Origin of the sequence: Streptomyces sp. SM1, assembly GCF_002910825.1 — a bacterium.
In the GTDB taxonomy this organism is placed as follows: domain Bacteria; phylum Actinomycetota; class Actinomycetes; order Streptomycetales; family Streptomycetaceae; genus Streptomyces; species Streptomyces okerensis.
Window position 1 is genome coordinate 1 of the sequence record NZ_NEUB01000730.1, and the last position, 21,837, is coordinate 21,837.

Sequence of the window (21,837 nt, forward strand, 5' to 3'; positions counted from 1 at the left end):
ACCGCACTCGGTGACGGGCTCACCGCACTGATCTCGGGTCTGACCGTCGCGGCCGCCGCACTCGTCGGTGCCCAGGCCGTGGCCACCGGCCGGCTCGGCGGAGTGGCGCTGGCCGTCGTGATCCTCACCCCGCTGGCCGCCTTCGAGGCCGTCCTGGGCATGCCCCTCGCCGTGCAGTACCGGCAGAGGGTGTGCCGCAGCGCCGAGCGCGTGTACGAGGTGCTGGACGCCCCGGTGCCCGTACGGGAGCCGGGGGCGCCCCGGCAGGCACCCGTCTCTCCGTTCCCGCTGGTGGTCGAAGGGCTGACCGCGCGGTACGCCGGGCAGGACCGGGACGCGCTCGCAGGGATGGACCTCACCCTGGAACGCGGCCGCCGGACCGCGGTCGTCGGACCCTCCGGATCGGGCAAGACGACTCTCGCCCAGGTGCTCCTGCGGTTCCTGGACCCGGACGCGGGCTCGTACACGCTGGCCGGTACCGACGCCCGCGCCCTGGACGGCGACGACGTACGGCGGCTGGTCGGACTGTGCGCCCAGGACGCGCATCTCTTCAACAGCTCGATACGGGAGAACCTGCTCCTCGCCCGGAAGGAGGCGAGCGAGGGCGAACTGCGTGACGCGCTCGGCCGGGCCCGGCTGCTGGACTGGGCCGACGGCCTGCCCGACGGGCTCGACACGCTCGTCGGTGAACACGGGGCACGGCTGTCCGGCGGGCAGCGGCAGCGGCTGGCACTGGCTCGGGCGCTCCTCGCGGACTTCCCCGTACTGGTGCTGGACGAACCGGCGGAACACCTCGACCTGGCGACCGCCGACGCGCTCACCGCCGACCTGCTGGCCGCCACCGAGGGGCGCACGACACTGCTCATCACCCATCGGCTGGCCGGTCTGGAGGCGGTGGACGAGGTCGTCGTACTGGACGCGGGACGGGTGGTGCAGCGCGGGACGTACGCGGAACTCGCGGCCACCGACGGCCCGTTGCGCACGATGGCCCGGCGGGAGGAGGAGACGGAGCTCCTCGCGGCGGTCCGCTAGTTCCCGGGCCGGTGGGCCCGCCGCGACATGACGCGATGTCAGCCCCGTACGCGCACACCGCTGTTCGGCGGTACCGATGGTCCGTCCGGGGGCAGTGCTCCCCCATGTGCACGACGTGAACAGGACCCGGCGGCGGAGCGGGGCCAGGATCGCCTTCATGCGCTTCACCCGCCGCCATCCGCTGCTCGTCGCCGTGCCGTTGTGCGCGCTCGCCGTGCTCGCCGCCCGGCCCACCGACAGTGCCGGCCCCCACGCCCCCGGCCACGGCTCCTCCGGCGTCGGAGCGGAGGTGGCACGGCTGTACGAGGAAGCGGCCACGGCGACCGAGCGGTACGAGGCCGGCCGCCGCGAGGCGGACAGGCAGCGGGCCAGGGCACACGAACTGGAGGAGCGGCTCGACCGGGAGCGGCAGGCGATGTCCGGCCTGCACGAGGACCTCGGCCGGATCGCCAGCTCCCAGTACCGGGACGGCGGCGGGCTGCCGCTCACCGCGCACATGCTGCTCGCGGACGACCCCGAGGAGCTGATGCGCGGTCAGCGGGTGGTGCGGCAGGCCGAGGTGTCGCTGGACCAGGCGATCGGCAGGAGCGAGCGGGCCGAGGCCCGGCTGGCCCGGGACGAGGCCAGGGCCGCGTCGGCGTGGAAGAAACTGGAGAAGCGGAACGCGGAACTCGCCGTCCTGAAGGACGGCATCGAGGCGAAGCTCGAATCGGCGCGGTGGAAGCTCCAGGGGCAGGCGGACGCCTCGGTGGCGGCCGGCGCCTGCCGCGGCGCGGTCCGGCTGGACCAGCCCGGGACGCGGTTCACCAGCGGCTGGGTGGCCCCCGTGGAGACCTATGAGCTGTCCGCGCCCTACGGCAGCGGCGGCGCACGGTGGGCGAACCGGCACACCGGACAGGACTTCGCGGTGCCGATCGGCACGCCGGTCCGGGCGGTGGGGACCGGCAGGGTGGTGAAGGTGTCCTGCGGAGGAGCCTTCGGCATCGAGATCGTCATCCAGCACGCGGGCGGGTACTACACCCAGTACGCCCATCTCGCCGCCGTCGCCGTCGACCAGGGCGAGCGGGTCTCCCCCGGGCAGTGGATCGGTCAGTCCGGCACCAGCGGCAACTCCACGGGTCCGCACCTGCACTTCGAGGTGCGGGTCACACCGGAGATGGGGTCGGCGGTGAGCCCCGCGCCCTGGCTGGCCCGGCACGGTGTGACGCTGTGAGCGGCTACAGCCACCCGTTCAGCAGCCGCTCGATCACCACGGCCACCCCGTCGTCGTTGTTGGCGACCGTACTGCCCGAGGCGGCGGCGAGCACGTCCGGGTGGGCGTTGCCCATGGCGTAGGAACGGCCCGCCCAGGTCAGCATCTCGACGTCGTTCGGCATGTCGCCGAACGCGACGACCTCCTCGTGGGAGATCCCGCGCTCGGCGCAGCACAGGGCGAGCGTGCTGGCCTTGGACACCGCGGGCCCGCTGATCTCCAGCAGGGCGCTGGGGCTGGAGCGGGTGACATTGGCGCGGTCGCCGATGGCGATCCGGGCCACGGTGAGGAACGCGTCGGGATCGAGCTCGGGGTGGTAGGCGAGGATCTTGAGCACCGGTTCGGTGGCGGTGCGGGAACCCGGGGCCAGCAGCTCCTCGGCGGGGGCGAGCCTGTCCGGGATCTCCATGTGCAGCTTCGGGTACGCGGGCTCCTGGTTGAAGCCGTAGGTCTGCTCGACGGCGTACACGGTGCCGGGTGCGGCATCGCGCAGCAGCTGCACCGCGTCCAGCGCGTTCTGGCGGGGCAGCTCGCGCACCTTCACGAAGCGGTGCGCGCCGGGTCCGCCGTGCAGGTCGACGACGGCCGCGCCGTTGCCGCAGATGGCGAGGCCGTGGCCGTGGACATGGTCGCTGACCACATCCATCCAGCGGGCCGGGCGGCCGGTGACGAAGAAGACCTCGACGCCCGCCTCCTCGGCGGCGGCCAGCGCGGCGACGGTGCGCCGGGACACGGACTTGTCGTCACGCAGCAGCGTGCCGTCGAGGTCGGTGGCGATGAGCCGTGGCGGAAGGGCGGCTGCCGGGGTCTCGGGCTGTCGGGTCGCTGAGGTCACCCGGCCATTGTCCCGCATATGCCCGCACGACCGTGCGGGACTCCGCACATCTGAGTGGTTACCGTCGTCACCAGCGGTCCTTGCCCCGCTCTCGACCGTGCCGGGGTCAGCGCAGCTGCGCCGGGACCTCCATGGCGATCCGTTCGAAGACCTTCTGGTCCGCGGCGAAGTCCGAGTCCGGGATGGGCCAGTGCACCGCGATCTCGGTGAACCCCAGCTCGGCATGGCGGCCCGCGAAGTCGACGAAGGCGTCCAGGGACTGCAGCGGACGGCTCCGGTCCGGGGTGAAGCCGGTGAGCAGGATCCTGTCCAGACCGGTCACGTCCCGGCCGAGTTCGGCGCAGGCGTCGGCCAGCTTCTCCACCTGGCCGCGAATGGCCTGAACCGACTGTTCGGACGTGCCGTTCTCATACAGCCTGGGGTCACCCGTGGTCACCCACGCCTGACCGTGACGTGCCGCCAGCCGCAGCCCGCGCGGTCCGGTCGCCGCCACCGCGAACGGCAGCCGGGGCCGCTGCACACAGCCGGGGATGTTGCGTGCCTCGTGCGCCGCGTAGAAGTCGCCCTCGTACGACACCGAGTCCTCGCTGAGCAACCGGTCCAGCAGCGGTACGAACTCGGCGAAGCGGTCGGCGCGTTCACGCGGGGTCCACGGTTCCTGGCCGAGCGCGGTGGCGTCGAATCCGGTGCCGCCCGCGCCGATACCCAGCGTGACCCGCCCTCCGGAGATGTCGTCGAGGGTGACGAGCTCCTTGGCGAGGGTGACCGGGTGCCGGAAGTTGGGCGAGGTTACGAGAGTACCCAATCGCATACCCTGCGTAGCCGTCGCCGCTGCGGTCAGTGTGGGTACCGCCCCGAACCACGGGCCGTCCCGGAAGGTACGCCAGGAGAGGTGGTCGTAGGTGTAGGCGCTGTGAAAGCCGAGGTCTTCGGCGCGTTGCCAGACCTTCTGGCCATCGCCCCACCTGTGGATGGGAAGGATCACGGTGCTCAGTCGCATGCCTACGACCCTATGCTCCGGTGGCTGCGAGCAATGCTGAGGGTTTTGTACTACATCCCGGAACGCTGCCAGATCGCGGTGAGCGCGGTAACGGGGTCGGTGTCGGCCGGCGCTGCCGGCCACCATTCGCCGTCGTTCTCCTGGAGGTAGGGGTACCAGCGGGTGTCGGGGCCCAGGCGCAGCTGGATGCCGTGGTCGGGGAGGGTGAGGCGGTTGCGCCAGGCCCTGAGGCGGACGGGGGTGTCGGTCATTTCGGCGAGGGCCGTGGTCAGCGCGGTACGGGCTGCTGCCATCGCCGACGGTTCCGGGCTGTGGGGCCGTTCGGCGACGGTGATGCCGGTGGGGCCGCCGTGGCGCCAGGCGCGGGTGAGGCGGGCGAAGGTGGTGGGGTTCGCGCCGGTGTTCTGGATCAGGTGGTGGAACCACTCGGGGCCGGGACTGCTCGCGGCGATGCGTACGGCGTCCTGGTGCTGGGTCAGGTGCAGGGTGGTGGTGTCGCCTGACAGCAGCCGTGTCGCGCGTGCCGAGACATCGGTCATCAGTCGCTCCAGGTCCGCGCCGACGAGACCGCTGCCGGCCGGCGGGGAGACCGGCAACGCAGCGGGGTGGGCGGGCAGGCCGGGCAGGCCGGGCCACCCCGGATCGTGCTCGGCCCCGGCGGTCCACGCGGCGTAGGCGTCGGCCGCGTGGATACCGGCCGGAGCGGTCGGGGCGTCGACGGGCCGGCCCGCAGTGCGGCGTGCGCGCAGCTCCGTGAGGACGTCGTCCCGTCCGCGGCCTCGCAGCGCGAACAGCACGAACGGGTCGTCGTCGATGGTGGTGGCGATGGCGTAGCAGAGCGCGGCGGCGTGTTTGCAGGGGTGGCCCCAGTCGGGGCAGGAGCATTCGGGGTCGAGTTCGGTGGGTTGCGGGAGGAGGGGGACGCCGGCGTGGCGGGCGTCGTCGATGAGCTCTGCGGGCATCTCACCGTCGAGGAGTGCGGCGAGATGCCCGGCTCGGGCCGCGATGGTGTCGAGGAGGGTGTCCCACTGGCCGCCGGTGAGGGCGGGCAGATGGACGGCGGAGCGGTACGGGCGCGGGCGGCTGCCCTGGACGGCGGCTTTGACCTGGCCCGGGGCGATGGTGACGGCACCGACCATGCCCTTGCGGGCGTAGGTGCGTCCGCGGGACAGGCGCCCGGAGTCCAGACTGGAGTCCTCCAGGGACGTCACCCACGCCTGACCCCACCAGGTCGCCGCGAAGGCACGCCTGCCGCGGCCGGGTGCACGGCGAGGTCCGGGGACGGACGGGCTCATGACTGCCTCCCCAGGGCGACGAGTTCGGCGAGTTCGGCGTCGGACAGTTCGGTCAGAGTGGCCTCGCCGGAGCCGACGACGGCGTCGGCGAGCGCCCGCTTGGATTCCAGCAGTTTCGCCACCCTGTCCTCAACGGTGCCCTCGGCGATGAGCTTGTGGACCTGGACGGGTTTGTCCTGGCCGATGCGGTAGGCGCGGTCGGTGGCCTGGTCCTCGACGGCCGGGTTCCACCAGCGGTCGTAGTGCACGACGTGGGTGGCTCGGGTGAGGTTGAGTCCGGTGCCGGCGGCCTTCAACGACAGCAGGAACACGGGCACTTCGCCTCGCTGGAAGCGTTCCACCATCTTCTCGCGTGCGGTGACGGGCGTGCCGCCGTGCAGGAAGAGGGTGGGGATGTTTCGTTCCGCGAGATGTCTCTCCAGCAGCGTCGCCATCTGCTTGTACTGGCTGAAGACCAGTACCGACTCGCCCTCCGCGGTGATGGTGTCGAGCAGTTCGTCGAGCAGGTCGAGCTTGCCGGAGCGGCCGGGCAGCGGTGTGGACTGGCGCAGGTACTGGGCGGGGTGGTTGCAGATCTGCTTCAGCGCAGTGAGGAGCTTGAGGACCAGGCCACGGCGGGCGATGCCGTCGGCTTCGGCGATCTTCGCCATGATCTCGCGGACCACCGCCTCGTACAGGCTCGCCTGCTCGGTGGTCAGCGGGACGACACGGTCGGTCTCGGCCTTGGCGGGCAGTTCGGGCGCGATCCCCGGGTCGGACTTTCTGCGGCGCAGAAGGAAGGGGCGGACGAGGCGGGACAGGCGCTCGGCGGCCTCGGGGTCCTCGCCGGCCTCGATCGGGCGGGCGTACAAGTCGCGGAACGCGGTGAGCGGGCCGAGGAGCCCAGGTGTGGTCCAGTCGAGGAGCGCCCACAGTTCGGAGAGGTTGTTCTCCACGGGGGTGCCGGTGAGGGCCACGCGGGCGCGGGCGGGCAGGGCGCGCAGTTCGCGGGCGGTGACGGCGTATGGGTTCTTGACGTGCTGGGCCTCGTCGGCGGCGATCAGCGACCAGGCGTTCTCGGCGAGGGCATCGCGGTCGCGGCGCAGCACTCCGTAGGTGACCAGGACGATCTCGTCCCCGGCCAGGTCCTTCAGGTGGCGGCCACCGCCGTGGTAGCGGCGCACGGGGGTGGCCGGCGCGAACCGGGCGGCCTCGCGCTGCCAGTTGCCGAGCAGGGAGGTGGGACAGACGACGAGGGTGGGGCCCGCGGTGGCGGGGTCGGTCTGGCGGTGCAGATGCAGCGAGAGGAGGGTGATGGTCTTCCCCAGGCCCATGTCGTCGGCGAGGCAGCCGCCGAGGCCGAGCTCGCACATCTCGGCCAGCCAGGCCAGGCCCCGCTTCTGGTAGTCGCGCAGCGTGGCCTCCAGAGCGTCGGGCTGGGTGGCGGGCGTGCGGGATTCGGGGTCGCGGATACGGGCGACGAGGTCGCCAAGTGCCCCGACCGCAGCGCAGGTGATCGTCTCTCCGTCCCGCTCCACCTCGCCGGTCAGCGCGGCGCCCAGTGCCTCCATGGGAGTGAGTGGTTGCATCCGGCGGCGTCGGGCGCGGGCCACCAGTTTCGGGTCGGCGACCACCCACTGGTCGCGCAGCCTGACGAGGGGGCGGCGGGCCTCGGCGAGGGCGTCCATCTCGGCCTCGGTGAGCGGGTCGCCGCCGAGCGAGAGCTGCCAGCGGAAGTCGAGGAGGGCGTCGGCGTCGAGCAGGCCGTCTGCACTGGAGCCGGGCGCGGTGCGCTGCCCGATCTCGGCGGTCGTGGTGAGTGCCTTGACGAGCTCGCGCGGCCAGTGCACGTCGATACCGGCTGCGCGCAGCGTGTCGGTGGCGTCCCCCAGCAGGTCGAAGGCTTCGTCGTCGGTCAGCCGCAGCTGGTCCGGAGCGGCGTCCTTCAGCAGCCGGTCGAGCGGTGACCAGACGCGGGCGCCTCGGCGCAGGGCGAGCAGCGTCTCGGTCTCGGCGCGCGGGCCGAGAAGGCGATCGGTCTCGGACGGCTCGTTCCACAGCCGTGCGGCCTCCACGACGAGTGACGGATCCGCCGCGGTGTGCAACTGCAGCACAGCCCGGAACTGCCGACGCCGACCCTCGGGCAGGTCGACCCGCAGCGAGACGCCGACATCGGCGGTGAACGCGGCGGCGATCTCCTCGGCCCACTCCCGCAGCGCGGGCACCGCACGCGCCTCGCGCCAGGCGTACGGCAGCGCTCCCATCGCGAGCGGCGCGGCCGGAGTACGGACCAGGTCGTCCGCGACCGCGTCGCAGAACTGGCGTACCAGCGCGACCGGTTCCGCGATGCGCAGCGGAGCCGGGCCGGGCTCGGGCAGACAGTGGGCGTGGGGTGGGAAGGCGGCACCGAGGGCATCCAGCGTCTGCCGCTGTACGGCGGTGAGGGGACCTGCCTGCCACGTGTCGTAGCCGGCGTCGGTGAGGGCCGGATGGAGACGGCCGTCGGCGAGCAGCCGCAGCGCGAAGCGGGAGGCGGTCTGCCAGGCCGCGGCGGACGGATGCGCCGGCCGGGCGTAGGCCAGCGCGGCGACAGCGACGGCGACGGGCAGCGCGTAGCCCTCGACTCTGCGGCGTCGGACCGACCGGCCGTGCGGCAGCACCAGTTCCACCGACTCGGATTCGATGCCCTCGGGCACTGTGCCGTCTGCATTCGCTGCTCCGGTGGGCTTCCAGAGCAGCAGCCGTCCGAGGCGGGCGGGTTCGCCGGGCAGGAACACCGCCGCCCAGCCGCCGTCGAGCAGTGCGACCGCGAAGGCGGTTGCCTCCGGTGTGGCGAGCGGTGGCGTGGTCCTCGTGCCGGTGCGTGGTTCTCGTACGACGACCCTTGCCACGCTCATTCGCCCCAACGTGTTCCAGGCGGCCCTCGCCGCGTCCCGCTCACCAGGCAGCCCCATCATGGAGGGTCGGCGCGGCCTTACTCAAACCCAAATGCCGTCGGCTGTTCCCTTTTCGGCAAGCACGACCCCGGTGTCACTGGCGGTGGGTACGCTGCGCCCGCGTGCGGACGAGTGCCGAGCGAGACGGCCATGGGGCGCGTATCGCAGTATGCTCGCGTCATGGCGGACACGACACGTATCACGGTGACGCTGCCGAACGAGCAGGTCGCCGAGCTCAGGAAGCTCACCGACAACGTCTCCGGCTATGTCGCCGAGGCGGTGGCGCGGCAACTGCGGCACCAACTGCTCGGTGCCGACCTGCAGCGTCATCAGGAGGAGCACGGGGCCTTCACCGAGGAGGAGTTGGCGGAGGCGCGCTCCAGGATCTTTGGGGCGACGGGTACGGGCGGATCGGCCGGCGCGGCGTGAAAGAGCATGTCGAGACGGTCGTCCTGGACTCCCAGGGGCTTTCTGCCTGGATCGCCCAGGACCGCAAGATCCTCGCGATGTTCCAGGTGTTCCATGCCGTGGGTGCCGATTTCGTCATCGGAGCCAACACCATCGTGGAAGTCAGCCATGGGTGGGTGAACATGCCTCGACTGTGGTGGGCGCTCTCCCGCGTCAAGGTCGAGCCGGTGACCGAGGACGAGGCGAAGGCGTCCGCGGAACTGCTCAAAGCCGCAGGTCTGCACGGCCACAAGTACGCGATCGACGCGACCGTGGCCGAGGTGGCCCTGCGCCAGCCGGGCCCAGTGGTCATGCTGACCTCCGATGTCGACGACATGGCCCGGTTGTGTGGCGACCGTGTCCGGCTCATCGGCATCTGAGAGGGGCAGCTGCGAAAGCTGACCGAAGGAAATCTCCGCAGGTCACGCCGTGATAGGCGAAAGAGCCTTGACTGAGGTCACGAGGGTGCCCAGCCGCATCCGGTCGGTGACCCCCGCGGCGGCGGTGAGGGTCGGGACGGCGCCGAACCACGGGCCGTCCCGGAAGCTGCGCCAGGACAGGTGGTCGTAGGTGTACCTCGTGTGGAAACCGAGTTCCTCGGCGCGCATCCAGGCCGAACGGCTGCCTTCGTGCCAGCGGCGATAGGGAAGGATCACGGTGCTCAGACGCAGGCTCATGTGACCGAGCCTATGCGTCACCGAAGGTTTCACGTGAAACGCCGGCCCGTGCGCGTCACCGCACTGGTGAGCTCAGCCAGGGAGTGAGCGTGATCATGGGAAGGAACTCCTTGTGCGTCCGGTCTCCCGGCAGCGGCACGATGAGGAAGTAACCCGGCGGGAAACGCCGTCCCCGGACGTAGGCCAGTCCGTCGAACAGGGCGCGCAGGAACGCCGGCACGTCGTCGCGGGCGACATCGGGGCACGCCACGCCCTCGACGTCGATCAGCGCGTCGTCCTCGGGGTAGATCCGCACGCTCACCCGGGGCAGGCCGCCGAATTCGACGTGGGCCTCATGAGGGAGGGAGCCGTCGGGGTCGGTGATGACGCCGGCGCCCGCCGCGGTGCGCCGCGAGGTCTGGTCCGCGCCGATGTCATGGGTGACCTCGATCTCGCGTCCGTAGGCCTCGGCGAGGGCCCGGAGGGCGGTGACGGCGGCCTCGGTGCTGGGAAGGTGGTCCATACGCCGATCATGCGGCCTCAGCGGCCGGCGGGGAAACGCAGATACCGGCTCGGTACGGCCTGCGTCAGCCACACGCCGTTCGCACTGACGTGGAAGATCTGGCCGTCGCGGTGCATCGCATCCGCGTCCACGGACAGCACGACCGGCCGTCCCCGGCGGGCGCCGACGCGGGTCGCCGTCTCACGGTCGGCGGAGAGGTGCACGGCGTGGCGGTTCATGGGCCGCAGCCCTTCGGCCCGGATCGCCTCCAGGTTCCGTGCGACGGTGCCGTGGTAGAGATACGGCGGCGGAGTGGCCGTCGGCAGGCCGAGGTCGATGTCGACGCTGTGCCCCTGACTGGCGCGGATCCGGGTGCCCTCGACGGCGAAACGCCGCTTGTCGTTGGTGGCGACGACGTGGTCCAGCTCCTCCCGGGTCAACCGGAAGCCGTGCGCGGACGCCGCGGCGAGCAGCGCCCCGATCTCGACCCAGCCGCCGTCGTCGAGCGTCAGCCCGATCCTCCCGGGCTGATGGCGCAGGTGCTTGGCGAGGTACTTCGACACCTTGACGGTGCGTTTTTCGTCCATCCGCTCAGACTGCCGCGCGAGGCGCGCGTCACGCGATGGATTTTGCCGAGCAGGTTTGATCCACAGCCAAGTGCGGTTATCCACAGGTGAATTGGCTCCCGCTGTGGACAATGGGCCCGCGTCCGGCCCCATCCGGCCCGCGTCCGGTCCGCATCCAGCCCGTATCGCACCGCTGCTCTCTGCCCCGCGGTGCGTCTCACCGCCTCACACCGGCGGCTTCACCCGCGCGATCCTGCGCAGCGCACCGGGCATCCACCGCGACAACGCGTACGCCGTGCGGGCCTCCGGGGTGACCGGGACCACCGCCACGTCACGCGCGACCGCTCGCAGGATCGCGGCGGCGACCTTCTCCGGCGGGTAGTTCCGCATCCCGTACAGGCGTGCCGTCCGCTGCCGCAGGCGCCGCTCCTCCTCGGCGTCCGCACCCGCGAAGCGCGCGGTGGAGGTGATGGCGGTGTTGACGAACCCCGGGCATATCGCCGTCACGCCGATTCCCTGTCCCGCCAGCTCCGCGCGCAGGCACTCGCTCAGCATCAGCACCGCGGCTTTCGACGTGCTGTAGGCGGGCAGCGCCCTGGACGGCTGGAAGGCGGCAGCCGAGGCGACGTTCACGATGTGACCGCCCTGCCCGCGGTCGGCCATCCGCCGTCCGAAGAGCCGGCAGCCGTGGATCACACCCCACAGATTGACGTCGAGGACCCTTCCCCAGTCCTCCGTGGTGGTGTCGAAGAAGGAGCCGCCGAGTCCGATGCCCGCGTTGTTCACCAGGACGTCCACCACTCCGTGTTCGGTGGTGACCCGCTCCGCGAGCTTCTCCATGGCCTGCCCGTCGGACACGTCCACCGTCTCCGCCCAGGCCGCCACCGCACCGCGACGGAGTGCCTCCCCGGCGGTGCGGGACGCGGCCTCCGCGTCCCGGTCGACCGCCAGCACGCGCGCGCCCGCCCCGGCGAACGCGAGTGCGGTGGCCCGCCCGATGCCGCTGCCCGCTCCCGTGACCAGGACCAGTTGCCCGCCGAACCGGTCGGCGTACCGGCCCCGGGGCCGCACCTCCTCCGCCCGGCCGGTCTCCACGGACGTCACGAAGTCGGAGATCCACGTCGCCATCAGGTCCGGGCGGCTGCGCGGCACCCAGTGCTTGGCCGGCAGCGTCCGCCGGGTCAGCCGCGGCACCCACTGCTCCAGATCCTCGTAGAGCCGCTCCGAGAGGAATGCGTCCTCCAGGGGAGTGATGAGCTGCACGGGCGCGTGCGCGTGGGCGTCGGCACGCGGGTTGCGCAGCCGGCGGCGCACGTTGTCCCGGTAGAGCCAGGTGCCGTGTGCCGCGTCCGACGGCAGGGACGGGGTCGGATAGCCGTCGCCGGGCACCTTCTCGAGGCGTTCGAGAATGCGCGGCCAGGTCCTGCCGAGCGGCCCGCGCCAGGCCAGTTCCGGCAGCACGGGGGTGTGCAGCAGGTAGATGTACCAGGACTTGGCGCCCTGCCCCAGCAGCTGGCCGACCCGGCGCGGGGTGGGCCGCTTCACCCGGCGGTCGATCCAGTGCCCGAAGTGGTCGAGCGAGGGCCCCGAGATCGAGGTGAAGGAAGCGATCCGCCCCTTGGCGCGCCCCACCGTCACGAACTCCCAGGACTGCACCGAGCCCCAGTCGTGCCCCACCAGATGCACCGGCCGGTCCGGGCTCACGGCGTCCACGACGGCCAGGAAGTCGTCGGTCAGCTTCTCCAGGGTGAACCCGCCGCGCAGCGGACGCGGCGCCGTGGACCGGCCATGACCCCGGACGTCGTACGCCACGACGTGGAAATGCTCCGCGAGCCGGGGCGCGACCTCGGACCACACCTCCTTGCTGTCCGGATAGCCGTGCACCAGGACGACCGTCGGCCGCCCGGGGTCCCCCAGCTCGGCCACACACAGCTCGACCCCGCCCGTACGCACCCGGCGCTCCCGCGCACCACTCATTCGCGTCACACCGGCGAATGTGACAGTCGTTAGAGGGCGCGTCAACAGCGCCCCGCGTCCTGTGCATAACTCTCAGGCAGGGCGTCCCTTACGGGCTCGTACGACTCCAGGGGGACCCCAAGACGGCTCTCCGGTCTGACGACCCGAGTGGTACGGGTCACTACCGTCATGGATGTGACTGTGATCGCGACCGAAAGCCTGAGCAAGCGGTTCCCCAGGGTGACCGCTCTTGACCGGCTCTCCGTGGACGTCGGGCCCGGTGTGACCGGACTCGTCGGAGCCAATGGAGCCGGCAAGTCCACACTGATCAAGATCCTTCTGGGTCTGTCCCCCGCCACCGAGGGCCGAGCCGAAGTGCTCGGACTCGATGTCGTCACCCAGGGTCCCGCCATCCGCGAGCGGGTCGGCTACATGCCGGAACACGACTGCCTGCCACCGGACGTCTCGGCCACCGAGTTCGTCGTCCACATGGCACGCATGTCCGGCCTGCCGCCCACCGCCGCGCGGGAACGCACCGCGGACACCCTGCGCCATGTCGGCCTGTACGAGGAGCGCTACCGCCCCATCGGCGGCTACTCGACCGGCATGAAGCAGCGCGTGAAACTCGCGCAGGCCCTGGTGCACGACCCCCAGCTGGTCTTCCTGGACGAGCCGACCAACGGCCTCGACCCGGTCGGCCGCGACGAGATGCTCGGCCTGATCCGCAGGATCCACACCGACTTCGGCATCTCCGTCCTGGTCACCTCCCACCTGCTGGGCGAACTCGAGCGCACCTGCGACCACGTCGTCGTCATCGACGGCGGCAAGCTGCTGCGCTCCAGTTCCACCACCGATTTCACCCAGACCACGACGACCCTCGCCATCGAGGTCACCGACACCGACGAGCACCCGGACGGCACCCGCGCGGTGCGCGACGCGCTCCACGCGCGCGGGGTGAGCGTCGAGGACGGCAGCGGGCTGCCGGGTGCCGGACACGTCCTGCTGCTCACCGCGCAGGGCGAGGAGACGTACGACCTGGTCCGCGACGTCATCGCGGACCTCGGCCTCGGCCTGGTCCGCATGGAGCAGCGCCGGCACCACATCTCCGAGGTTTTCACCGACAGCGACGAGAAGCGCGACGAGCAGCGGAAGGAGGCGGTCGGCCATGGCAACTGAGCAGTCCACGCAGACACCAGCCACTGCACCGGGTGACACCCGTATCCACAACATCGGCTACCGCTCCTACGACGGCCCCCGACTGGGCCGCGGTTACGCGCGGCTGTCGCTGTACTCGCAGTCCCTGCGCGGCTCCTACGGCCTCGGCCGCTCGGTGAAGTCCAAGGTGCTGCCGATGCTGCTGTTCGTGGTGATGTGCGTACCCGCCGCCATCATGGTGGCCGTCGCGGTCGCCACCAAGGCCAACGACCTCCCCCTGGACTACACCCGCTACGCGATCGTCATGCAGGCCGTCATCAGCCTGTACGTCGCCTCGCAGGCGCCCCAGTCCGTCTCGCGCGACCTGCGCTTCAAGACCGTACCGCTGTACTTCTCGCGGCCCATCGAGACCGCCGACTACGTGCGCGCCAAGTTCGCCGCGCTGGCCTCGGCCCTGTTCATCCTCACCGCCGCCCCCCTGCTGGTGCTGTACGTCGGGGCGCTGCTGGCCAAGCTCGACTTCACCGACCAGACCAAGGGATTCGCACAGGGACTCGTCTCCGTGGCACTGCTCTCGCTGCTCTTCGCCGGAATCGGCCTGGTCATCGCGTCGGTCACCCCGCGCCGCGGTTTCGGCATCGCGGCCGTGATCGCCGTACTCACCATCTCCTACGGCGCGGTCTCCACCCTCCAGGCGATCGCGGAGGTCCAGAGCAGCGGCGACGCCGCCATCGCCTGGATCGGCCTGTTCTCGCCCATCACCCTCATCGACGGCGTGCAGTCCGCCTTCCTGGGCGCGAGCTCGGCCTTCCCCGGAGGGGTGGGCCCGAGCAGCGGCGAGGGTGTCGTCTACGTCCTGTTCACCCTCGGCCTGATCGCCGGCAGCTACGGCCTGCTGGTGCGCCGCTACAAGAAGGTGGGCCTGTGACCACGCTCAGCATCGACCACGTCTCCCGCTGGTTCGGCAACGTGGTCGCCGTCAACGACATCACCATGACCATCGGCCCCGGCGTCACCGGCCTGCTCGGCCCGAACGGTGCCGGAAAGTCCACCCTCATCAACATGATGGCCGGTTTCCTCGCCCCCTCCACCGGCTCCGTCACCCTCGACGGACAGCAGGTGTGGCGCAACGAGGCCATCTACCGGCACATCGGCATCGTCCCCGAGCGCGAGGCGATGTACGACTTCCTGACCGGCCGCGAGTTCGTCGTCGCCAACGCGGAGCTGCACGGCCTGGGCGACAAGGCCGCCCAGCGGGCGCTGGCCACGGTCGAGATGGAGTACGCGCAGGACCGGAAGATCGCCACGTACTCCAAGGGCATGCGGCAGCGCGTGAAGATGGCCTCCGCGCTGGTCCACGAGCCGTCGCTGCTCCTGCTGGACGAGCCCTTCAACGGCATGGACCCGCGCCAGCGCATGCAGCTGATGGATCTGCTGCGGCGCATGGGCGACGAGGGCCGCACCGTGCTCTTCTCCTCCCACATCCTGGAGGAGGTCGAGCAGCTCGCCTGGCACATCGAGGTGGTCGTCGCCGGCCGGCACGCGGCCAGTGGCGACTTCCGCCGGATCCGCCGCCTGATGACGGACCGCCCGCACCGCTACCTGGTGCGGTCCAGCGACGACCGCGCGCTCGCGGCCGCGCTGATCGCCGACCCGTCGACCTCCGGCATCGAGGTGGACGTGGCCGAGGGCGCCCTGCGCATCCAGGCCGTCGACTTCGGCCGTTTCACGTCCCTGCTGCCGAAGGTCGCGCGCGAGCACGGCATCCGGCTGCTCACGGTCTCGCCGTCCGACGAGTCCCTCGAGTCCGTCTTCTCGTACCTCGTCGCGGCGTAGGAGGCCCCTGATGTACGACCCCACAGTCGCCCGGCTCACCTACCGGGCCCTGCTCGGCCGGCGCCGGGCCCTCATCCTGGGGGCGCTGCCCCTGCTGCTGATCGCGATCTCCCTGGCGGTGCGCGCCCTCGCCGGCGCCGACGACCAGACCGCCGCCGACGTGCTGGGCGGGCTGGCGCTGGCCACGATGGTGCCGATCATCGGTGTCATCGCGGGCACCGGGGCGATCGGCCCCGAGATCGACGACGGCTCGGTGGTGTACCTGCTGTCCAAGCCGATCAAGCGGCCCACGATCATCTACACCAAGCTGATCGTCGCGGTCGCCGTCACCATGGTGTTCTCGGCGGTGCCGACGCTGATCGCGGGCTTCGTCCTGAACGGCAACGGCCAGCAGGTCGCCGTCGCCTACACGGTGGCCGCGCTGGTCGCCTCCATCGCGTACGCGGCGCTCTTCCTGCTGCTCGGCACGGTCTCGCGGCACGCGGTGGTGTTCGGGCTGGTCTACGCGCTGGTCTGGGAGGCGCTGTTCGGCTCCCTGGTGCCCGGCGCCCGCACGCTGAGCGTCCAGCAGTGGTCGCTGGCCGTGGCACAGAAGGTCTCCGGCAACGACCTGGTCACCTCGGACGTGAGTCTGACGACCGCGACGGTGCTGCTCGCCGTCGTCACGGTGCTGGCCACCTGGTACGCCGGTCAGAAGCTGCGCTCGCTGACGCTCGCCGGCGAGGAGTGAGAACCGCTCGCTCCTGACGGGGACTCCACAAGCCCTCCCGGGCACACCGGGCGGAGCGGACGCGACCGCCCGAGGCGGCGGGCGTGGTGCGGGGCGACGGCTTCATACGGCCGCCGGTACCGCCGAGCCCTCCGCCCGGGCCCGGATGCCGACCGGGCGCCGGCGCCACGGGGAGCCCGAGCCGCAGCCCTGGCGTTCCGGAGAGCCGCCCGCCGACTGGTTCTCCAGCACGTCCCGCCGACGCGAACGGCGGCGCCGCTGACAGCGACAGCGGCGCCGCCCGCGGGTTTATTCGGTGGCGTCCCGTCCGCCCGGCGGGCAGAGTGGTGGTGTCCGCGTCGCCGGGAACGTCCGACGACCACGCGCCGGGAGAGGAGCGGGGCGATGCCCATGCACGGCAGTACGTCCAGCTCCCTACGGGGCGGCCCGCGGCGCACTCCGGAGTGATCCCTACCGCTCCGTCGAGTTCGCCCCGCACGGGAGCCGCCCGGGGCGGCCGCTTCGAGCACGCGCACTTCTGTCGCGTGGGCCGCCCACCCGGAGGATTGGCCGAGTGGTAAGGCAGCGGCTTGGCTCAAGCCGTGGTCGGGCCTGAAGAGCCCGCGCACGTTCGATCCGTGCATCCTCCGCCGAACGCCGAACGCCGAACGCCGAACGCCGAACGCTGAACGCCGAACGCCGAACGCTGAACGCCGAACGCCGAACGCCGAACGCCGAACGCCGAACGCCGAACGCCGGGTGTCAGGCCAGCAGTCGTTCCACGACCACCGCGATGCCGTCCTCCTCGTTGGAGGCCGTCACCTCGTCGGCCACCGTCCGCAGTTCCTGGTGGGCGTTGGCCATCGCCACGCCGTGTCCTGCCCAGGCGAACATCGGGAGGTCGTTGGGCATGTCGCCGAAGGCGATCGTCTCCGGGGCCTTCGCGCCGATCCGGCGGGCCGCCAGCGACAGCCCCGTCGCCTTGGACAGCCCGAGCGGGAGCAGTTCGACGATGCCCTCACCCGCCATGGTGACCGTGACGAAACCGCCCGCGGTGCGGGTGGCGGCCTCGGCGAGCTCGTCGGACGTCAGGGACGGATGCTGGATGTACAGCTTGTTCAGCGGCGCCGTCCACAGGTCGGAGGCGTCGGTGACCGGTGTCGCGGGCAGCGCGCCCACGACCTCGTAACCGGGCCCGACCAGGACCTCGCCGTCCAGACCGTCACTGCTGGCCGCCAGGTGCAGCGGGCCGACCTCCGCCTCGATCTTGGCCAGTGCCACCGCCGCCAGCTGCCGGTCCAGCGTCACGGAGGTCAGCAGACGGTGCGCACCGGCGTCGTACACCTGTGCGCCTTGGCCGCAGACGGCGAGTCCGGTGTAGCCGAGGTCGTCCAGGATGGGGCGGGTCCAGGGCACCGCGCGTCCGGTGACGACGATGTGCGCGGCGCCCGCCGCGGTGGCCGCGGCGAGCGCGTCACGGGTGCGGGGGGAGACCGAGTGGTCGTCCCGCAGCAGCGTGCCGTCGAGATCGGTGGCGATGAGCCGGTAGGGGAAGGCCGCGCTCACTTGGCGACCGGTTCCAGAAGCTCCCGGCCGCCCAGGTACGGACGCAGCACCTCCGGCACGCGGACCGATCCGTCGGCCTGCTGGTGGTTCTCCAGGATGGCCACGATGGTGCGCGGTACGGCGCACAGGGTGCCGTTGAGCGTGGCCAGCGGGCGCACCTTCTTGTCCTCACGCACCCGGATCGACAGCCGGCGCGACTGGAACTCGGTGCAGTCCGAGGTCGAGGTCAGCTCGCGGTACTTGCCCTGGGTCGGGATCCACGCCTCGCAGTCGTACTTGCGCGCGGCCGAGGACCCCAGATCGCCCGAGGCCACGTCGATCACGCGGAACGGCAGTTCCAGCGACGTGAGCCACTGCTTCTCCCACTCCAGCAGCCGCTGGTGCTCCGCCTGCGAGTCCTCCGGGGCGACGTACGAGAACATCTCGACCTTGTCGAACTGGTGCACGCGGAAGATGCCCCGGGTGTCCTTGCCGTGCGAGCCGGCCTCGCGGCGGAAGCAGGGCGAGAAGCCCGCGTACCGCAGCGGCAGCCGGTCGGCGTCGATGATCTCGTCCATGTGGTACGCGGCGAGCGGCACCTCGGACGTGCCGACCAGGTAGAGGTCGTCCTTGTCCAGGTGGTAGACGTCCTGGGATGCCTGGCCGAGGAAGCCCGTGCCCGCCATGGACTGGGGGCGGACCAGCGCCGGGGTCAGCATCGGGGTGAAGCCGGCCGCCGTGGCCTGGGCGATCGCCGCGTTCACCAGGGCGAGCTCCAGGAGGGCGCCGACACCGGTGAGGAAGTAGAAGCGCGAGCCGGAGACCTTGGCGCCGCGCTCGACGTCGATGGCGCCGAGGATCTGGCCGAGTTCGAGGTGGTCCTTGGGCTCGAAGCCCTCGGCGCCGAAATCGCGGATGCTGCCGTGCGTCTCCAGCGTGGCGAAGTCCTCCTCACCGCCGACGGGAACGTCGGGGTGGACGAGGTTGCTCAGCCGGAGCAGGAGTTCCTGCGTCTCGGTCGCGGCGGCGTCCCGGTCGGCGTCGGCGGCCTTGACGTCGGCCTTGAGCTGCTCGGCCTTCCTCAGCAGCTCGGCCTTCTCGTCGCCGGCCGCCTTGGGGACGAGCTTGCCGAGCGCCTTCTGCTCGGCGCGCAGTTCGTCGAAGCGGACGCCGGACGACCTGCGTCGTTCGTCGGCAGACAGGAGGGCGTCGACGAGCGCGACATCCTCTCCACGGGCGCGCTGCGAAGCGCGCACACGGTCGGGGTCCTCACGAAGCAGGCGAAGGTCAATCACGCGGTCCAGGCTACCGGTGCGGGACGACGGCCCACGACCGACTATTGCGAGCGAACGGATCACGTTCCGTTATGGGAGAAATGCGCCTTGTGTTCCGCGAAGTCAATAGAGGAGATGCTGCTCCTTGAACGGGTCGGTCCGTGGGCTGCCGGTTGACCGGAATGCCTTGCGCGAGCCGGGATTTGGCGCTCGGTTGTCCACAGGCGCCCCTTCCTCGCCAAAGTTATCCACAGGGTGTGGGGGAGTTCTGTGGACTTCGGAATTGATCACTCCGAAACGCTCGGCCGATGCCGGGGATTCGCGGCATAAACCCTGCCCATCTCCGCTTTTCAGGGGAAAGGGCTCGCCCCAAAGGGTTGACCAAGGGGAAGGAGTGGACGAAGGGTGAGGTGTGGATCGATGAAATCGATCATGGGGCGAGGGGTGATTTGTCGACCGAATGGGGCTTCGGTGTCGACTTGTCCCCAGGTCGAGAAGCAGACCTGTGGATAACTTCTGTGGATAACGAAAATCAGCAGGTAGGACCGGGCCGGCCGACGTCGCCGCGTCCTCAGAACCGGCCGTCCTGACACCGCACCACCCAGTCCGCCGCTCCCACGAACTCCTCGTCGGACGTCCCGGGGAACGGAGGCCGTACTTCCCCCGGCCGCACGTCCGCGCGCGGGTACGAACCGAGGTAGCGCACCTGAAGGCAGATCCGCTTGAGCCCCGTCAGCGCCTCGGCCATCCGGCGGTCCGAGATGTGGCCCTCGGCGTCGATGCAGAAGCAGTAGTTGCCGATCCCGGCGCCCGTGGGGCGGGACTGGAGCAGCATCAGGTTGATGCCCCGCGTGGCGAACTCGCCCAGCAGGTCGCGCAGGCCGCCGGGGTGGTCGTCACGCTGCCAGAGCACGATGGAGGTCTTGTCGGCGCCCGTGGGTGCCGCCGGCCGGGCGGGACGGCCCACCAGCACGAACCGCGTCTGTGCGTTCTCCGCGTCGTGGATCTCCCTCTCCAGGGTCTCCAGGCCGTACCGCGCCGCCGCGAACTCACCGGCGAAGGCGGCGTCGTACCGGCCTTCCTGGACCAGACGGGCACCGTCCGCGTTGGAGGCGGCCGACTCCCAGACGGCGTCAGGAAGATGCGTCTTCAGCCAGTTGCGCACCTGCGGCTGGGCGGCCGGATGGGCGGTGACCGTCTTGACGTCCGACAGCTTGGTACCCGGACGGACCAGCAGCGCGAAGGTGATCGACAGCAGCACCTCGCGGTAGATCATCAGCGGGGCGCCCGCGACGAGCTCGTCGAGGGTGGTGGTGATCCCGCCCTCGACCGAGTTCTCGATGGGGACGAAGGCGGCCTCGGCCTCGCCCACCCGTACCGCGTCGAGCGCGGACTGCACGGACACGTAGGGCTTCAGCTCACGCGTCGCCGCCTCGGGAAGCGTGCGCAGGGCGACTTCGGTGAAGGTGCCCTCTGGGCCGAGATACGCATAGCTCGCTGGCATGTCCTCACCCTAATGGGCCCACGCCGGCGGCAGCGCCCGGAGAGCTCGCAGGGGTGACGCCGGGCCCGTTCTCACCCCTCCAGCAGTGCCTGCCCCACATACTCTCCGTCCGCCGCGCCGCCCGGGACCGCGAACAGCCCGCTCGCCTCATGGCGGACGAACGGCGTCAGCGCATCGCCCCGGTCCAGCTTGCGCTGCACCGGAACGAAGCCGCGGAGCGGATCCGCCTGCCAGCAGATGAACAGCAGACCCGCGTCCGGCACCCCGTCCGTGCCGATGCCGTCGTGGTACGAGAACGGGCGGCGGAGCATCGCCGCCCCGCCGTTCTGGTCGGGCCGGGTGATCCGCGCGTGGGCGTTGAAGGGAACCACCAGATTGCCCTGGGCGTCGGTCTTCTCCAGGTCCATCTCGGAGGTCTCACCGCCCCCGGACAGCGGTGCCCCGTCCGACTTGCGGCGCCCGATCACGTGCTCCTGCTCCTTGGCCGACAGCTTCTCCCAGTCGTCCAGCAGCATGCGGATACGGCGTACGACGGCGTAGGAGCCGTTCGCCATCCAGGCGGGCTCGCCCTGCTCCGGTACGAAGATCCGCTGGTCGAAGTCGGAGTCGGCCGGCTTGGGATTGCGGGTGCCGTCGACCTGACCCATCAGGTTGCGGGCGGTCATGGGGTGCGCGGTGGCGCCCGGTGAACGGTTGAAGCCGTTCATCTGCCAGCGGACCCTGGCCGCCGAGCCCGCGTCCTTCTGGACCGCACGCAGGGCGTGGAAGGCCACCAGGGCGTCATCGGAGCCGATCTGCACCCACAGGTCGCCGTTGCTTCGCGCCTTGTCCAGGTGGTCGGAGGAGAAGTCGGGCAGCGGGTCCAGGGCGACCGGGCGCTGCTTCTCCAGCCCCGTACGACCGAAGAAACTGTGGCCGAAGCCGAAGGTGAAGGTCAGCGAGGAGGGGCCGGCGTCGCGCGCCACACCGGTGTCACCGTGCGCGCTCGGCTCACCCGCCATCAGCCGGCGGGCCGTGTCCGACCATCGGTGCAACAGGGCGGCCGCTTCTGTGCGGCCGGCGCCGGGCCCCAGGTCGAAGGCGACGAGATGGCCCCGGGCCTGCAGCGGCTGCGTGATGCCGGGCTGATGTTTCACGTGAAACTGCACCCGGCTGTCGCCCACCGACGTCAGCGGAGTGGCCCCGGCGGGCGCCGACGCGTATCCGACGGCCCCGCCCGCCGCTCCGAGGACGAGCCCGGTGGCGCCTGCCGTGCCGAGCAGCCGACGGCGGGAGATGGTTTCCCCGGTGGGCCGGGCGACCGGGGCACCCTGGGGCTTCTCCGGGGTGCGGACCTGTGGGACGGACTGTTCTGGCAT

At 71.2% G+C, this 21,837-nt stretch carries 19 protein-coding genes, 1 tRNA gene and 1 pseudogene; 9 read left to right on the forward strand and 12 right to left on the reverse strand.

Annotated elements, in window-relative coordinates; genetic code table 11:
• The coding region (cydC, locus tag B9S61_RS21100) for a thiol reductant ABC exporter subunit CydC (RefSeq protein WP_103543659.1) at window positions 1-1,032 on the forward strand (1,032 nt) is incomplete at its 5' end.
• Window positions 1,033-1,189: 157 nt separating this feature from the next.
• On the forward strand, window positions 1,190-2,245 hold the full coding sequence (locus B9S61_RS21105) for a M23 family metallopeptidase (RefSeq protein WP_103543660.1): 1,056 nt from the start codon (window positions 1,190-1,192) through the stop codon (window positions 2,243-2,245).
• Window positions 2,246-2,249: 4 nt separating this feature from the next.
• Here the strand turns inward: B9S61_RS21105 and B9S61_RS21110 are convergent, their stop codons facing one another.
• The 4 genes from B9S61_RS21110 to B9S61_RS21125 all read right to left on the reverse strand — a co-directional run bounded on the left by B9S61_RS21110 (window position 2,250) and on the right by B9S61_RS21125 (window position 8,290).
• Complete coding sequence (locus B9S61_RS21110) at window positions 2,250-3,137, reverse strand: HAD family hydrolase (RefSeq protein ID WP_181007464.1); 888 nt, start codon at window positions 3,135-3,137, stop codon at window positions 2,250-2,252.
• 88 nt (window positions 3,138-3,225) lie between these two features.
• Window positions 3,226-4,119, reverse strand: a complete 894-nt coding sequence (locus tag B9S61_RS21115) for an LLM class flavin-dependent oxidoreductase (protein WP_103543662.1) — start codon at window positions 4,117-4,119, stop codon at window positions 3,226-3,228.
• Window positions 4,120-4,169: 50 nt separating this feature from the next.
• On the reverse strand, window positions 4,170-5,414 hold the full coding sequence (locus B9S61_RS21120) for an SWIM zinc finger family protein (RefSeq protein WP_103543663.1): 1,245 nt from the start codon (window positions 5,412-5,414) through the stop codon (window positions 4,170-4,172).
• Window positions 5,411-8,290: a DEAD/DEAH box helicase gene (locus B9S61_RS21125; RefSeq protein ID WP_103543664.1), complete on the reverse strand. Its 2,880-nt coding sequence runs from the start codon at window positions 8,288-8,290 to the stop codon at window positions 5,411-5,413. The genes B9S61_RS21120 and B9S61_RS21125 overlap by 4 nt, the downstream gene beginning before the upstream one ends.
• A gap of 219 nt (window positions 8,291-8,509) precedes the next feature.
• Here B9S61_RS21125 and B9S61_RS21130 point away from each other — a divergent pair, with 219 nt between their 5' ends.
• Both B9S61_RS21130 and B9S61_RS21135 read left to right on the forward strand, forming a co-directional pair.
• Window positions 8,510-8,758 carry a type II toxin-antitoxin system CcdA family antitoxin gene (locus tag B9S61_RS21130; RefSeq protein ID WP_103543683.1) on the forward strand — a complete coding sequence of 83 codons (249 nt, stop codon included), beginning with the start codon at window positions 8,510-8,512 and terminating at the stop codon, window positions 8,756-8,758.
• Complete coding sequence (locus B9S61_RS21135) at window positions 8,755-9,156, forward strand: DNA-binding protein (protein WP_103543665.1); 402 nt, start codon at window positions 8,755-8,757, stop codon at window positions 9,154-9,156. Before B9S61_RS21130 ends, B9S61_RS21135 begins: the two co-directional genes overlap by 4 nt.
• 48 nt (window positions 9,157-9,204) lie before the next feature.
• Here B9S61_RS21135 and B9S61_RS21140 read toward each other — a convergent pair.
• The 4 genes and pseudogenes from B9S61_RS21140 to B9S61_RS21155 all read right to left on the reverse strand — a co-directional run.
• A pseudogene (locus tag B9S61_RS21140) lies at window positions 9,205-9,453 on the reverse strand (LLM class flavin-dependent oxidoreductase); the annotation flags it as partial.
• A 55-nt stretch (window positions 9,454-9,508) separates the two neighbouring features.
• Entirely contained in the window at window positions 9,509-9,955 is a 447-nt protein-coding gene (locus B9S61_RS21145; RefSeq protein ID WP_103543666.1) for a hypothetical protein, read from the reverse strand.
• A gap of 17 nt (window positions 9,956-9,972) precedes the next feature.
• Window positions 9,973-10,521: an RNA 2'-phosphotransferase gene (locus B9S61_RS21150; protein ID WP_103543667.1), complete on the reverse strand. Its 549-nt coding sequence runs from the start codon at window positions 10,519-10,521 to the stop codon at window positions 9,973-9,975.
• A 204-nt stretch (window positions 10,522-10,725) separates the two neighbouring features.
• Window positions 10,726-12,486: an SDR family oxidoreductase gene (locus B9S61_RS21155; RefSeq protein WP_103543668.1), complete on the reverse strand. Its 1,761-nt coding sequence runs from the start codon at window positions 12,484-12,486 to the stop codon at window positions 10,726-10,728.
• A 159-nt stretch (window positions 12,487-12,645) separates the two neighbouring features.
• Between B9S61_RS21155 and B9S61_RS21160 the strand changes: the two genes are divergently transcribed.
• From B9S61_RS21160 to B9S61_RS21180, 5 genes are all read left to right on the forward strand, one after another.
• Window positions 12,646-13,632, forward strand: a complete 987-nt coding sequence (locus tag B9S61_RS21160) for an ABC transporter ATP-binding protein (protein WP_181007465.1) — start codon at window positions 12,646-12,648, stop codon at window positions 13,630-13,632.
• Window positions 13,622-14,539: a hypothetical protein gene (locus B9S61_RS21165; protein ID WP_103543670.1), complete on the forward strand. Its 918-nt coding sequence runs from the start codon at window positions 13,622-13,624 to the stop codon at window positions 14,537-14,539. Before B9S61_RS21160 ends, B9S61_RS21165 begins: the two co-directional genes overlap by 11 nt.
• A complete protein-coding gene (locus B9S61_RS21170) occupies window positions 14,536-15,447 on the forward strand; it encodes an ABC transporter ATP-binding protein (RefSeq protein ID WP_103543671.1) in 912 nt (303 codons plus the stop codon). The genes B9S61_RS21165 and B9S61_RS21170 overlap by 4 nt, the downstream gene beginning before the upstream one ends.
• Window positions 15,448-15,457: 10 nt before the next feature.
• Window positions 15,458-16,177: an ABC transporter permease subunit gene (locus B9S61_RS21175; protein WP_103543672.1), complete on the forward strand. Its 720-nt coding sequence runs from the start codon at window positions 15,458-15,460 to the stop codon at window positions 16,175-16,177.
• Between the two features lie 539 nt (window positions 16,178-16,716).
• Window positions 16,717-16,806, forward strand: a tRNA-Ala gene (locus tag B9S61_RS21180).
• Window positions 16,807-16,918: 112 nt separating this feature from the next.
• Here B9S61_RS21180 and B9S61_RS21185 read toward each other — a convergent pair.
• From B9S61_RS21185 to efeB, 4 genes are all read right to left on the reverse strand, one after another.
• Entirely contained in the window at window positions 16,919-17,722 is an 804-nt protein-coding gene (locus B9S61_RS21185; RefSeq protein ID WP_103543673.1) for an HAD family hydrolase, read from the reverse strand.
• Window positions 17,719-18,996, reverse strand: coding sequence for a serine--tRNA ligase (gene serS / locus B9S61_RS21190; RefSeq protein WP_103543674.1), 1,278 nt, complete (start codon window positions 18,994-18,996; stop codon window positions 17,719-17,721). Before serS ends, B9S61_RS21185 begins: the two co-directional genes overlap by 4 nt.
• A 550-nt stretch (window positions 18,997-19,546) precedes the next feature.
• Window positions 19,547-20,479, reverse strand: coding sequence for a prephenate dehydratase (pheA, locus tag B9S61_RS21195; RefSeq protein ID WP_103543675.1), 933 nt, complete (start codon window positions 20,477-20,479; stop codon window positions 19,547-19,549).
• Between the two features lie 71 nt (window positions 20,480-20,550).
• Window positions 20,551-21,837 (reverse strand): iron uptake transporter deferrochelatase/peroxidase subunit, encoded by a 1,287-nt coding sequence (efeB, locus tag B9S61_RS21200; protein WP_103543676.1) that lies wholly within the window; start codon window positions 21,835-21,837, stop codon window positions 20,551-20,553.